This is a genomic window from Streptomyces sp. NPDC093109, assembly GCF_040701725.1.
Taxonomy (GTDB): Bacteria; Actinomycetota; Actinomycetes; order Streptomycetales; family Streptomycetaceae; genus Streptomyces.
Window position 1 is genome coordinate 48,397 of sequence record NZ_JBFBEZ010000009.1, and the last position, 13,327, is coordinate 61,723.

The 13,327-nt window shown below is 72.5% G+C and carries 10 protein-coding genes; 1 reads left to right on the top strand and 9 read right to left on the bottom strand.

Annotation, left to right across the window (positions count from 1 at the left end):
- Window positions 1–141: 141 nt before the first annotated feature.
- Window positions 142–3,348, bottom strand: coding sequence for a BTAD domain-containing putative transcriptional regulator (locus tag AB0389_RS11580; RefSeq protein ID WP_366395147.1), 3,207 nt, complete (start codon window positions 3,346–3,348; stop codon window positions 142–144).
- A gap of 226 nt (window positions 3,349–3,574) precedes the next feature.
- Here AB0389_RS11580 and AB0389_RS11585 point away from each other — a divergent pair, with 226 nt between their 5' ends.
- Window positions 3,575–4,186, top strand: a complete 612-nt coding sequence (locus AB0389_RS11585; protein WP_366395148.1) for a helix-turn-helix transcriptional regulator — start codon at window positions 3,575–3,577, stop codon at window positions 4,184–4,186.
- Between the two features lie 84 nt (window positions 4,187–4,270).
- Here the strand turns inward: AB0389_RS11585 and AB0389_RS11590 are convergent, their stop codons facing one another.
- The 8 genes from AB0389_RS11590 to AB0389_RS11625 form a co-directional block, all read right to left on the bottom strand.
- Window positions 4,271–5,047, bottom strand: a complete 777-nt coding sequence (locus tag AB0389_RS11590) for an SDR family oxidoreductase (protein ID WP_366395149.1) — start codon at window positions 5,045–5,047, stop codon at window positions 4,271–4,273.
- A gap of 84 nt (window positions 5,048–5,131) precedes the next feature.
- Entirely contained in the window at window positions 5,132–6,448 is a 1,317-nt protein-coding gene (locus AB0389_RS11595) for an amino acid permease (protein ID WP_366395150.1), read from the bottom strand.
- Window positions 6,445–7,416 carry a transketolase gene (locus AB0389_RS11600; RefSeq protein ID WP_366395151.1) on the bottom strand — a complete coding sequence of 324 codons (972 nt, stop codon included), beginning with the start codon at window positions 7,414–7,416 and terminating at the stop codon, window positions 6,445–6,447. Before AB0389_RS11600 ends, AB0389_RS11595 begins: the two co-directional genes overlap by 4 nt.
- Window positions 7,413–8,336 (bottom strand): 1-deoxy-D-xylulose-5-phosphate synthase N-terminal domain-containing protein, encoded by a 924-nt coding sequence (locus AB0389_RS11605; protein ID WP_366395152.1) that lies wholly within the window; start codon window positions 8,334–8,336, stop codon window positions 7,413–7,415. The genes AB0389_RS11600 and AB0389_RS11605 overlap by 4 nt, the downstream gene beginning before the upstream one ends.
- On the bottom strand, window positions 8,333–10,252 hold the full coding sequence (locus tag AB0389_RS11610) for a M20/M25/M40 family metallo-hydrolase (RefSeq protein ID WP_366395153.1): 1,920 nt from the start codon (window positions 10,250–10,252) through the stop codon (window positions 8,333–8,335). Before AB0389_RS11610 ends, AB0389_RS11605 begins: the two co-directional genes overlap by 4 nt.
- Window positions 10,249–11,289: an N-acetyl-gamma-glutamyl-phosphate reductase gene (gene argC / locus AB0389_RS11615; RefSeq protein ID WP_366395154.1), complete on the bottom strand. Its 1,041-nt coding sequence runs from the start codon at window positions 11,287–11,289 to the stop codon at window positions 10,249–10,251. The genes AB0389_RS11610 and argC overlap by 4 nt, the downstream gene beginning before the upstream one ends.
- Window positions 11,282–12,601: a DegT/DnrJ/EryC1/StrS family aminotransferase gene (locus tag AB0389_RS11620; RefSeq protein ID WP_366395155.1), complete on the bottom strand. Its 1,320-nt coding sequence runs from the start codon at window positions 12,599–12,601 to the stop codon at window positions 11,282–11,284. Before AB0389_RS11620 ends, argC begins: the two co-directional genes overlap by 8 nt.
- Window positions 12,598–13,299 (bottom strand): DegT/DnrJ/EryC1/StrS family aminotransferase, encoded by a 702-nt coding sequence (locus tag AB0389_RS11625; RefSeq protein ID WP_366395156.1) that lies wholly within the window; start codon window positions 13,297–13,299, stop codon window positions 12,598–12,600. Before AB0389_RS11625 ends, AB0389_RS11620 begins: the two co-directional genes overlap by 4 nt.
- Window positions 13,300–13,327 lie beyond the last annotated feature (28 nt).

The following is a 13,327-nucleotide window of genomic DNA, read 5'->3' on the forward strand; positions in this document are numbered from 1 at the left end:
GATGCGGAGCGGATGGGCAGCCGATGCGCTGCCGGTGCCAATGCCGGTGCCGATGTCGGTCCCGATGCTGAGTCGATGCGGAGCCGGTCCACCGTGGTGGCGCCTCCCGCCTCCCACCTCCCGCCTCCCGGCGCCCCGGATTCAGCCGCTGTGGCGGCCGGCTGCCGTCGCGTTCATCGCCTCCAGCAACGCCGCCGCCTCCTCCCGGAGGGCAGCGGCGGACGGGGCGTCACCTTGCGCCGACCGTACGGCGGTCATCCCGGTCAGGGCCCGCGCCACCTCGATGCGGTAACCCACGGCGGAGGCGATCCGGTGTGCGTCGGAGTGCAGTCGCCACGCGGCGGTGTGGTCGCCGCTCCGGTGGCGGAGCGCCCCCAGGATGTTCCAGACGGCCGCCTGCCGGATCGGCGCGCAGCTCCCGCCGGTCAGCTTCAGCGCCTGTTCCGCGTACGTCTGCGCCTGCCCGAACTCCCCGAGACCGTGCCGCACCCAGGCGGAGAGGGCGAGGACCAGGGCGCCGTCGCCCAGGGGTGCCGACTCGTCGATGAGTCCGAGGGCCCGGTCCAGGCAGGTGCGGGCGTCGTCGTCCCTGCCGAGCCCGAGGTAGGCGAGCGCGAGATCCGTCAGCGCCACGATCTCGTTCTCCTGGGCGCCGATGCGCTGGTTGAGCTCGACGGAGCGCTGGGCCGCGGCGGCGGCCTCGGTGTACCGGCCCATGTGCTCGAAGAGGGAGCTGAGGTTCGTCAGTGACTCGGCCTCGGCGCGTGGGGTACCCAACTGCCGCTTGAGGGCGATGGATTGTTCGAGATGGGGCTGAGCCTCGCCGAACCGTCCCAGGGTCGCCAGCAGCAGCCCGAGCATCCCGGTGCTCTTCGCCTCGCCCCGCTGGTCCTTCAGCCGCACCGACAGTTCCAGACTCTCCCGGGCGGCGGCCAGCCCCTCGGTGAACTTCCCCAGCTTCCAGTCGGCGACGGCCAGGTTGGACAGGCTCAGTGCCAGCAGGTACTGATTGCCGAGTTCCCGGGACGAGTCGACGGCGACGCTCGCGACCTCGCGGAACTCCTCGAAGCGTCCCCTGCTGTCGAGTTGGAAGACGACATTGCGGGCCAGTTCGGCGGAGTGCCGGTGCAGCGCGCGGCGCTGCGCGAGCGCGACGGCCGCCAGCAGGTTCTCCTCCTCGCGGTCCAGCCACTGCCGGCCGCGTCCCGGGGCACGCAGCACGGGCAGCGCGATAGGGGGGCGCGGAGTCCCGTCCGACTCGCGTACGAACGGGGCCCGGCCCGGGAACGCGAGGTCGCAGACGGCCTCCGTGGCGGCCACGTAGTAGTCCAACAGCCGTTCCACGGCGGGCTGGTCGACTTCGGTGGGGTCCTCGCCCGCCTGGCTCCGCAGCCACTTCGCGAAGCTGCGCACCAGGTCGTGGAAGACATAGCGGCCGGTCTCGAACTGCTGCATGAGATGGGTGTCCAGCAGGTGTTCGAGGACATCCTCGGCCTGGCCGGGATCGGTGCCGAGCAGGGCCGCCGCACAGTACGGGTCGAACTCCGCTCCCGGGTGGCTGTCGAGCAGCTGGAAGGCGGACCGGTGCTCCGGACTCAGGCCCTCGTAGGTCAGGTTCAGCGTGGCGGTGACACCGCGCGTCCCGGAGCGCAGCTCGTCCAGCCGCCGGGTCTCGTCGCCCAGCCGTTCCACCAGATACTGTACGGTCCACCGCGGTCGGTTGCGCAGCTTGGCCGCAACGATCCGCAGTGCCAGTGGCAAGTGCGCACAGAGTTCGATGAGTTCGGCGACCGCCTCCGGTTCGGCGGCCGTGCGCTCCTCGCCGAGCATGCGGGAGACCAGGGCCGTACTGTCCTCCGGTGGCATCCCGCCGAGCGATATCCACTCGGCACCGTCCAGCTCGATCAGCCGGGCGCGGCTGGTGATCAGTACGAGGGCGTCGGCGGACGCCGGCAGCAGCGGCTGGACCTGGGAGCTGTCGATGGTGTTGTCCAGGAGCAGAACCAGCCGGTACTGCGTCACGGTGGTCCGCCACAGTGCGATACGGCCCGCCTCGTCGTCCGGAATGCGGTCGCCGGGCACATCGAGCATGCGCAGCAGCGCCTCGGCGACGGCGCCCGGCTGGAGCGGCAGTTCGCCGGGGGTGTAGCCACGGAGGTCGAGGTAGAGATGGGCGTCCGGGTAGCGGTCGGCCAGCCGGTGGGCGACCCGCACGGCGAGGGAGGTCTTGCCGCTGCCGCCCATCCCGTCGACCGCCATGATGCGGGGCCCGGGCTGCCCGTCCGGTTCGTCCTGGCCGGACAGTAACTGCTGCAACTCCCTTTTGCGGCCGGTGAAGTCCGGCAGATCGTACGGCAGTGTGCAGCGGTGCGGCTCGTTCGACGGCCCCGCCGAATGAGTGGTGGACGCGGGGGCCGACGAGGTGTGTGCCGACGAGGTGTGTGCGGACGAGGTGTGTGCCGACGAGGTGTGCGCGCGGGCCGGGGTCTGCCGTACGTGCCGGGCCCGGTCGTCGGTACGCGTACCCGTACCGGTGTCGGTACCGGTGGGCGCCGGGGTGCGTTTGCGGCGCGGTGGGGCGGTGAGTTCGGGGGAGTCGCGCAGGATTCCCTCGTACAGCGCGATCAGCCGCTTGTTCGGATCCACACCCAGTTCGTCCGCGAGCAGGGTGCGCATACGGGTGTACTCCGCGAGGGCCTCGGACTGGCGCCCGGACCGGTACAGCGCCAGCATCAACTGCCCGCACAGAGGCTCCTGGAACGGATGCGCCGCGACCAGGTCCCGCAGGTCGCCCACCAGTTCGCCGACCTCGCCGAGCCCGAGACGCAGCTCGAAGAACAGCTCCAGGGCCGCCAGCCGCCGGTCCTCCAGGGCCGCCGAGGCCGCCGTGATCACGGATCCGCCGGACCCGACCATGACGGGCCCGCGCCACAGCGCCAGGGCCTCGCGCAGGGTGTCCACCGCCGTCTCGGGAAGATCGGCGCCCGCCTGGTCACGGGCCTGGCGCAACAGGTCGGAGAAGACGGTCAGGTCCAACTGGCCCGGTTCGATCGCGATCCGGTAACCCGGCCCCTCGGTGACGATCAGGTCCCGGCCGCCCGGGAGGCGCCGCCGCAGCTCGGCGACGGCCTTGCGCACCTGGTGCGTGGCGGTGGCCGGCGGATCCTCGTCCCATACGGCCTCGACCAGCCGGCTGACCGGCAGGACGCGATCGGGGGAGAGGAGCAGCGAGACCAGGACGCGTTCCTGTACCGGCCCGCCGGTCGGCAGTTGAGCGCCGTCGCCCGTCAGACACTCAAGCGTTCCGAGGATGTGGAACCGGACCGACAGACGTTCCGGGATAGTCACGTTTCCCCTTCACCGCTTTGACGGGAGAGACCGCCCATACCCATATGCACCTGCGAAGTTATTAACTTAACGAATAGGGAGCGTCGTACACAGTGACTTCCCGGACACTTTCCCCGCCGGGAGGTAGCGGAAAGGGATCAGTTCGGGAGTGCGCCGTCGCAGGCTGCCCGTCAGGAGGGCGGAGTGCTCGGACTCCGCCCGGCACGTCCTGGCGACGGGAGCAGCGATGAAGTATCTGGTGGAACGGCGGCTGCGTGGCGGGGCCGAACTGCGCCGCACTCGACCGCGGCACCGCTCGTACTGGCAGCGAATGGCCCGGGACCGGGTGCTGCTCTACGGCGGGGTCTGGGCCGAGGGACAGGGCGACACCCTGATCGTGCAGGTCGACGATCCCGCGGCGTTGGGCCATGTGCTGGGCGGCGACCCCTACGTGCAGGAGAGCTGCGTCGTCGACACCCGGACGCGGCGGCTCGGCGACGAGCTGAGCTGGGACACCGCCCGGATACCTGAACGCGCCGCCGCGGCGGTGCCGAGGGGCGCGGCGCTCACCGCCGTCGGCGCGCGGCCGGGAACGGTACCGGAGGCGCGGCCGGGAACGGTGTCTGCGCTACGGGAACGGGCGGCTCCGCTGCCGTCCACCGGCCATCCGCCGCTCAGCGCCCACGAGTCCCGGCTCACCCGCATGATGCTCGACGGTATGACGAACCATCAGATGGCTGACAGTCTCGGCGTCAGTTCGCGCGCCGTGGAACAGCACATCACCCGTATCTACCGCAAACTCACCATCAGCCGCCGGGCCCAGCTCGCCGTCGCCCTGCACGGCCGCCCGACCGGCTGAGGCCCGTCCGCCCGTCCGGCCCGGAAATGGGCGTCGGCCCCGCCCTGAGGGCGGGGCCGACGGCGTGTGGTGTGCCCCGGCGGGTCACAGCAGACCGCGGGTGGCACCGCCGTCCACCGGCAGGACCGTTCCCGTGATCGAGCCGGCCGGCACCGACGCGAGGAACGCGGCGGCGGCACCCACCTCCTCCGGCTCCGCGAGCCGGCCGATCGGGATGTCCTCGCACAACCCCGCCACCCCGCCGTCGAGTTGCTCGGCCCACGCCTGGAGCGTCGGGGTCCGCGTCATCCCGGGGGCGATCACGTTCACCGTGACGGCTCCCTCTCCCGCCGCGGCCAGCTCGTGCACCAGCGACTTCGCGTAGCCGACGACCGCGGGGCGGACCGTGTTGGACAGCGCCAGCCCCGGAATCGGCTGCTTGGCGGCGAGCGAGGTGACGAACAGCACCCGGCCGTACCCCGCCTCCCGCATGTGCGGCAGGGCCGCGCGGCTCAGGGCGATGGCGGAGAACAGATTCGCCTCCACCGCCGTCCGGTAGTCCGGTACGCCGAACAGGTCGGCGCCCCCCTCCGCCGGGCTGCCCGCGTTGGCCACCACCACATGCGGACCGCCGAACCGGTCGGCCACCTCGCCGACCCACTCCGCCACGGCCGCGTGGTCGGCCACGTCCACGGCGGCGCCGTGCACCGGCCCTTCGCTCTCCTTCTCCAGCAGGGCCACCGCCTCCCGCAACCGGTCCGCGGAGCGCCCGCACACCGACACCGCGGCGCCCTCCGCGGCCAGCCGGCGGGCGATCGCCAGCCCGATACCGCTCGTCCCGGCCGCCACCATGGCGACCCGTCCCCTCAACCCGAGATCCATCGGACCATCCTTCCAGCCGCCGTACCCACTGTGGTGCTCTTCCCGTCTTCCGTTGCAGTCGCCGTCTCCGCCACCGCCACCGGGCTACTCCTGCTCCGCCGGTTCCGGTACCGGCGCGGGCGAGGGCAGCGGCGCGGGTACCGGAGCCGCCGCGGCCTCCGCGCGCCGCGCCGTCCGTGAGGACCGGACGACCGCCACCGTGCCCAGGGCCAGCGGCAGCAGCAGGAACCAGCCGGAGAACAGCAGGAGGACGCTCATCACCACGGCGGCGGCCACGGCGCCCCACCACACCGCGCTCCCGCGCGGCAGCAGCCGTACGCCCGCGACCAGACCGGCCACGGTGACCGCGATGAAGCACGCCGAGGCCGCCAGCATGACCTGCCCGAGCTCGGTGCCGGTCACCAGCGCGAAGACACACACCAGGAGGCTGAGCCCGAACAGCAGCGCCAGGCTGCGCCGCGGCACCTCGCCGGGCCGGTGCCCCTTGGAGAGCGCGGCGGGCAGTACGCCGTCCCGCGCCAGGGCCGCGCCCAGCCGGGACGCCCCGGCGAGATAGGCGTTCATCGTGCCGAAGGTGAGCAGCAGGGCCATCACCGCGGTGACCGCGGAGGCCGCCGAACCGGTGCCCCGTTGCAGCAGCAGCGTCAACGGCGCGTTGGTGTTGGCGAGTTCGGGGCCGAGGACCAGCACACAGGTCAGCGCGAGACCCAGGTACAGCACACCGATCACCACGAGGGTCAGGATGGTCACCCGCCGCAGGTCCCGGGCGGGATCGCGGAACTCGCCGGAGAGATGGGTGACCGCCTCCCAGCCCGCGAAGGTGAAGAACAGCAGGCTGGCCGCCTGGCCGACGGCTCCCCAGCCGTGCGGCGCGAACGGGGTCAGATGGCTGGTGCGGGAGTGCGGCAGCGCGGTGATCACCGCGATCAGCAGCAGCACCGCCAGCAGCCCGACCAGGATCAGCTGGAGCCGTCCTGACATCTGGAGCCCGACCGTGTTGCTGGCGAACGCGGCCAGCAGCAGCGCCGCCGCCACCGCGATCGTCATCCGGTCCCCGCCGCCCAGGGTGTGCGCCACGTACTGGCCGCCCACATAGGCCGTGACCGGCGCGCCGGCGGGCAGCGCGAAGTAGAACCAGTAACCGACGGCCCCGGAGGCGCGCGGCCCGAAGGCCTTGGCGACGAAGGTGGCCACCCCGCCGCTGTCCGGATAGCGCGCCCCGAGCGCGGCGAAGCTGGTGGCGACCGGGACACAGAACAGCAGCAGCGCCAGCCAGGCCAGCAGCGAGGCGGGACCGGCCTCCTTGGCGGCCAGGGCCGGCAGCGCGAGGATGCCGGCGCCCAGGATCGCCCCCACATAGATCGCGGTGCCCTGTGCCACTCCGATGCGGTGGCCGCTCATGTCGTTTCCCCCTTCTGGACCGCGGATCCGCCCGGCGCGTCCTCGGCGCCGGGCGCGTTCTCGTGCGGTGCGAGAGCCTGCCACAACGCGGCCTCGTTGAGGCCGAGTTCGTCCAATACCTCTTCGTGACTGCCACCGTGCACCGGCCACCGCTCGCCCGCGTTGACCGACCGCACCTCGCGGCCGGTCAGCAGCAGGGCGAGGGCGGACGCGACGCTGCCGGCCGGCCGGTGCTCCTCGACCACGACGAACCGGTCGTAGCGCTCGGCCAGTTCGGCGGCGGCCTTCGCCAGGTGCGGCTGGTCGACGTAGCAGAGGTGTGCGTGCGGCAGGGCCGGCCGGGCCCGGCGTACGGCCAGGCAGAGTTCGGTACCGACCTCGCCGACGGAGACCAGGCAGGTACGGTCCGCCTCGGCGCCCGCGTCGTCCCAGTTGACGACCGGCGGGTCGGTGCCCTCCCAAGGAAGGCTCGCCGGGGCGGCGTTGCGGCCGGTGCGGATGTAGTGCGGTTCCCCGGTGCGCGCGGCCCGCCGGACGACGGCCCGCATCTCCTCCTCCCCGTACGGCGCGGCCACGGTGATCCCGGGCATCGCGCGCAGCACGGCGAAGTCCTCCAGGCAGTGGTGCGTGGTCCCGAACCAGCCGCCGGACACTCCGGCGTACGGGGCCACCACCGTGATTCCCGCGCCCAGATAGCCCAGGGCCAGCTTGAGGCTCTCGGCGGCCCGCAGCGCGGCGAACGGCGCGAACGTCGAGACGAAGGGCCGGTAGCCGCCCTCGGCCAGTCCCGCGGCCATGTCGATCATCGCGCCCTCGGCGATCCCGACGTTGAAGAAGCGGTCCGGGTAGGCGGTGGCGAACGGGTGGGCGCGGCCCCCGAGGTCCGCCTCCAGGCAGAGGATCCGGGGGTCGTCCGCGGCGATGGCGGTCAGCTCGTCGCGGTAGGCGGTACGTCCGGGCAGGCTCATCGCACGATCTCCTTCCAGGCCGCGGCGCGGGCGGCGTCGATGGTCACGTAGTGCGACGCGGCCTTCCCCTCCACCGGGCGCAGGCCCTTGCCCTTGACGGTGTCGGCGACGACCACGAGCGGACGGTCGCGGTCCGACCGGTCGGGCTCGAACACCTCGCGCAGCGCCGCCACGTCATGTCCGTCCACCTCTCTGACGTCGAAGCCGAACGCGCCGAACCGTTCGGCCAGTTGGGGTTCCGGGGAGATGTCCGCGACGAGGCCGTCGTTCTGGCCGCCGTTGCGGTCGACGACGATCACCAGGTTCCCGACCCGCTGGGCGGCGGCGACCTGGAAGGTCTCCCAGACCAGCCCCTCCTGGAGTTCGCCGTCGCCGAGGACCGCGATGGCGAGCCCGGGGGCGCCGGCCAGCCGGCGGCTCAGCGCCCAGCCGAGCGCGTAGGGCGCGCCGTGGCCGAGGCTCCCCGTGGGGAAGCGGACGCCCTCCACACCGGGTCCCGGGTGGCCGGTGAAGTGGTGGGTCGCGGCGCCGTAGTGCGCCACCGGGTCCTCACCGAGGACGCCGGTGACATACAGCGCGGCGTACAGCCCGGCCGCGGCGTGGCCCTTGCTCAGGACGACCTCGCTGTTCTCGTCCGCGGCCGTCCGGTCCAGCGCGGCGATCAGGATGTCCATCACCGACAGGCTGCCGCCGAGGTGGCAGCCCGTCGGGGTGGCCGCCATGTCGATCACCATGCGGCGCGCGGCGAGGGCGCGTTCCCGCAGCTCGGCGGGGTCGGTGCCGGCGGAGGGCGCGGCGGGAGCGGCGGGAGCGGATCGGACGGAGGGCGGCGCGGTGGTGGGTGAGGCGGCGGAGGCGGGGGAGGGGAAGGGGGTCAGCACGGGGCCGAACCGGGTGGTCTTCGTGGCGACGTTGCTCATCGGGCGACTCCCTGCTTCTCGGTCGGGACCGGGGCGCCGGCGGTGGCCCGGTCGAAGAACGCGGCGACCGCGTCCCGCAGCACGGCGCGGCCCCGGCGGTACTCGGCGGCGCCGATGTGCTCCTCCGCGGTGTGGTCGAGCGCCGAGTCCCCCGGCCCGTAGGCGACCATGGGGACGCCGCGCCAGGTGGTGGCCAGCGTGTTCATGTCGGAAGTGCCCTTCTTCAGCAGGAATCGCGGACTGCCGCCGTTACGGTTCAGCGCCCGGCTGAACGCCTTCGCCAGCGGGGTCGAACGGCCGCCGGCGTAGCCGGGGGTGGCACGCAGGAACGTGATCGACACGTCGTCGCCGCCCGCGCTCAACGCGGCCGTGCGCAGTGCGTCCAGGTCGGCCATGGGCGGTACCCGGAAGTTGAGGATCGCCGTGGCCGTCTGGCTCTCCGTCCCGGCCGCGCAGGACAGGTCGATGACGGCGCTCAGCGCGTCGTCCGCCTCCTTGAGCACGGCCCGCCGGATCCGCGCCAGCGAGTCGGTCAGACGGTCGGGCGCGGACACGGCCTGGAAACCGGCGGAGTGGCCGCTGCGTACCGTCACGGTCACCCGCAGCTTGAACAGACCGAAGTAACCGATGGTCAGCGCACCCGAGCCGCTGGGCTCGCCCACCACCACGGCATCGGCCGGATAGTGGTCGCGGGCGTGGAAGGCACCCTTGGACGAGGAGACCTCCTCCTCCACCGCCCCGACGACCCGCAGCCGCCAGCCGTCAGGGACCGGAGTGTCCGCCAGATCCGCCAGGACGTCCAGGAAGGCGACCAGCGACGCCTTGGCGTCCACACTGCCCCGCCCGTGCAGAACGGCATCGGATTCCGCGTCGGCCCCGCCGGTGGACTCCCAGCGCACCGGCCAGTTGAACGGCACGGTGTCCGCGTGGCCGAGGAGCAGCAGCGTACGCGGCCCTTCGCCGCGTTCGGCCACCAGATTGCCGGCCTCGTCAGCCCGCGCCTCGATGCCCCGCTCCCGGCACCACCCCACCAGATACCGCACCAGCTCGTGCTCGTCGTAGGAGGTGGACGGGATCTGCACCGCCCGGCTGAGCAGGGCGAGATCCGCCGCGGGCTCCCCGGCGGCCCAGAACCGCGTCCAGCCCTCCGGATCCGCCATGGTGTGCGGCCCGGTCACCGCGACGTCCGCGGTCCCGAGCAGCGCCAGCTCCGCCGCCCGCACCTTCTGCTTCATCCGGCCGCCCGCGTACACGCCCGCCGTACCGGGGAACGCGTCGCGCAGGGTGGAGGCCGGGTCGGCGGGATCGGTGAGGATTCCCGCGGTCCCGGTGACCAGCCGCAGATGGTCGGCGTCCAGCGCGTTCGCCAGTGTGGCGGCCAGGACGTCGGCGTCCACGTTGAGATCGCTGCCGCCGTCGGCGTCCCGTACCGGCGGGGAGAGGCACACCACGTCGTAGGCGGTGAGCAGGGTGCCGAGCCGCTCGGCGTCGACCGCGCGCACCGTACCCGCGCGGTGGTCCCTGACCACCTTGGAGCGGCCGTCCTCGGCCACCCGCAGCGGCTTGTTGACGGTCCCGGTGACCAGCCCCTCGTACGCCGCGACCCGGGCGAGGACGGTCAGGCCGTGCCCGGCGAGTCCGGCCTCCACCGCGGGCAGGGTGACCCGGCGGTAGGCGTCCGCGATGTGCGGCATCTCCTCGGGCGGGCAGTACCGTACGGTGTCGCCGTTGCGCAGGGTGAGCGAGGGCATCGTCCGGCCGATGGAGCCGTAGTGGCGTTCGATGCCCTCGGCCCCGCCGGCGACGACCAGGACGCGGGCGCCCCGGCCGCGCACGGCGGCGATCTCGGCGAAGATCTCCGGATGGAGCAGCGTGCTGCTGCCGACCTTGATCACATACAGCGGCCGTTCGCTCATGGGGTCACCGCCGTGAAGGGAAGCGCCGTGGACTGCTCGTAGCCCTGGACGAGGTTGAACGCCTGCACCGCCTGTCCCGCGGCCCCCTTGATCAGGTTGTCGATCGCGGTGACGGCCACGTACTGGTCACCGCGGACCGCGACCGCCACCTCCGCCATGTTGGAACCGATGACGCTCTTGAGCATCGGGAAGTCCGCCGGCGTCTTCAGCTGCGAGCGCGCCTTGACGAAGGGGGTGTGCGCGTAGGCGACGCCGTACGCGCGCTTGACGTCCAGCCGGGTGACGTCCGGGCGCAGCAGACCGTAGGCCGAGACCAGGATCCCCCGGGAGACGTCCAGGCTGAAGGTGGAGAACCGCAGCCGCGGTGCCCGCCCCGCGAAGGTGCGCAGCGCCTGCGAGATCTCCGGCGCGTGCCGGTGACCGTACGGCTTGTGCACCCGGAAGTTGCCGATCCGCTCGGCGGGGGGCTCGGTCGACTTGTTGCCGCCCCCGCTGGCGCCGGTCTTGGCCTCCACGACGACGTCCCCGTCCGCGAGGTCGGCGGCCATCAGGGGCTGGAGGGCGTAGAGCGAGGCGACGGCCATGCACCCGGGCAGATTGAGGAACCGGGAGTCGCCCGGCGGCGGAGAGAACTCCGGTACGAAGTACGAGAAGGCGTCGGTCCACTCGGCGGACCCCGGGTAGTGGCGGGTGGCCTCCTCGGAGTCGGTGAGCCGGAAGTCACCGGCGAGGTTGATCACCCGGCCGGCCCGCTCGGAGAGCTTCGGCATGAGCGGCGGCAGCGCCCCGGTGGGCAGGCACGCGAAGGCCACGTCGACCTCGTCGTACGACTCCAGAGGGGCGAACCGGAGCTTCGCGGCGGCGGGATGGTTGCGGATACCGGGCAGGACGGAGGCGATCGTCTCGCCGCTGTGCCGCTCGGACGAGAGATGCGTGAGTTCGACGTTCGGGTGGCCCAGCAGCAGCCGGATCAGCTCGCCGCCGGTGTAACCACTGGCGCCCAGCACTGCCACCCGTACGCGGTCGTTGTCAGCCAAGGCGGGCCGCCTTCTCGTAGGGCCGCACGTAAGCGCGCTCGGCGACCAGCTTGCGGATGGCATCGGGGCGGGCGGCGACCTTGCGGAAGGCGTCCGCGTAGCGGGTGACCCGCTCGTACTCCACGGGGGAGCGCAGCTCGCGGCAGAGCACGACGGTGCTCTCCAGCATCGCGACGATGTTCGGGAAGTCCGTCGGCTCGTGGTCCCTGACCGCCCCCGGGTTGAGGGTGAACGGATAGCCGTTGCCGAAGCCGGTCCGCTCCCGGAACGGCAGGTGGCAGGGGATCGGGGTGTTCTGCCACTCGCGGGCCGGCACGCCCTCGGCGGTGAGCAGCTCGTGCACCGCCTCCTTGACCGCCCAGACGGGCAGGTCCGCCAGGTCGACGGCCTCAGGGGCAAGCCCGATCCGGTACATGTTGTACGCGTGGATGTGGCCCTCGGGTACGTGCGGCGGGGTGAACAGGCCGGTCTCCCGCAGCGCGTCGGCCAGCAGGGCGGCGTTCCTGGCCCGGATCGCGTCGTAGTACGGCAGCCGCTTGAGCTGGCTGGCGCCGAACGAGGCGGCGACCCAGGACATCCCGTAGTCGATGCCGGTGCGGTCCAGGAAGTCCACGGTCCGCTCGTACGCCTCGTCGCTCCCGAAGAAGGCGATGCCGCCCTCGCCGCCGAGCGGGAAGTTCTTGTCCGCCATCAGGCTCTGGCCCGCGGCGTCCCCGAGGGAGCCGCACACTTGGCCGCCGATCTTCGCGGAGTGCGCGTGGGACGCGTCCTCCACCAGCGCCAGCCCGTGCCGGTCGCAGACCCCGCGCAGCGCGGCCACGTCCGCGGGCAGCCCGTGCACATGCACCGGCATGATCACCCGGGTCCGCTCGGTGATCGCGGCCTCGGCCGCCCCGGGCGACATGCAGTACGTCAGCGGGTCGATGTCCACGAAGACCGGCACCGCCTTGGCGGCGACCACGGCCTGAGCGGTGGCGATGAAGGTGAACCCGGGGACGATGACCTCGTCACCCGGCCGCACACCGGCACCGATCAGCGCCAGATGGAGACTTGACGTACCGCTGGCGGTCGGCAGGGCGCGGTGGGCGCCGACGTAGGACCGGTACTCCTCGGCGAAGTCGGCCACGACCTTGTCCGGGGCGGACCGCTGCGCCAGCAGCATGGTGAAGACGTCTTCCTTGGTGATCACCGGGAAGATGGTGCGCCGTACCTCTTTGGGGATCATCGCGGCGCCGCCGAAGCCGGCGAGTTCGGCCGCGATCTCGGCCGGGTCGGGCAGGGCCAGCGGAGTGGTGGGGAAGTCGGTGATCATCGGGAGGTGCCTCCGGTCGTCGCGGGGGTACGGGAACCGGCCTGCGCCAGTGCCATCCGGGCACAGGCGGCGACCAGGGGGCTGAGCCGGTAGTTGAACTGCACACCCGGTGCCATCCCGGGCTCGGCCTCCTCCTGCGTCCACATGGTCCGCAGGTCGAAGGCGCCGAAGATCTTCAGCCGCTCGGCCCGCGCCCAGATCTGCTCGTCGTCGGTGAGCACCGCTCCCGCGGGCCCGAATCCGAGTCCGGTGAGGTCCACCACCAGGGCGGGCGCCGTGGCGGCGGCGGCCGAGGCGGCGAACTCGCCGGCGTTCTCCGGGGTGAGCCTCAGCAGGTCGAAGGCGGGTACGGACGGGGATACGGACGCGGTGACGGACGCGGTGACGGACGGGGTGACGGTCGCCGGGCCGGGCGGTGCGGCGTCGTCCTCGACGCCGAGCCAGTCGATGAACCTGCGGGTACGTTCGTCGAGACCGGCGGGGAGTACCGCCCGATCGCCGTGGCCGATGCCCCGGCCGGTCAGCGCGGCGTGCACGGCCGCGCTCCCGCTGTTGACGAGGACGGCGCGGGCCCGGCGGCTGCGCTTGGTCAACAGCCGTTCCAGCGCGGGAAGTTCCTTGTCGTTCTTCTCGATGCTCATCACGATGCCGGAGGTCAGTACCCGGGAGAGGACGAGCGCGGTGTCGTACTGTTCCATGAGGTGTCTCCTCGATCTGGGGAAGGCC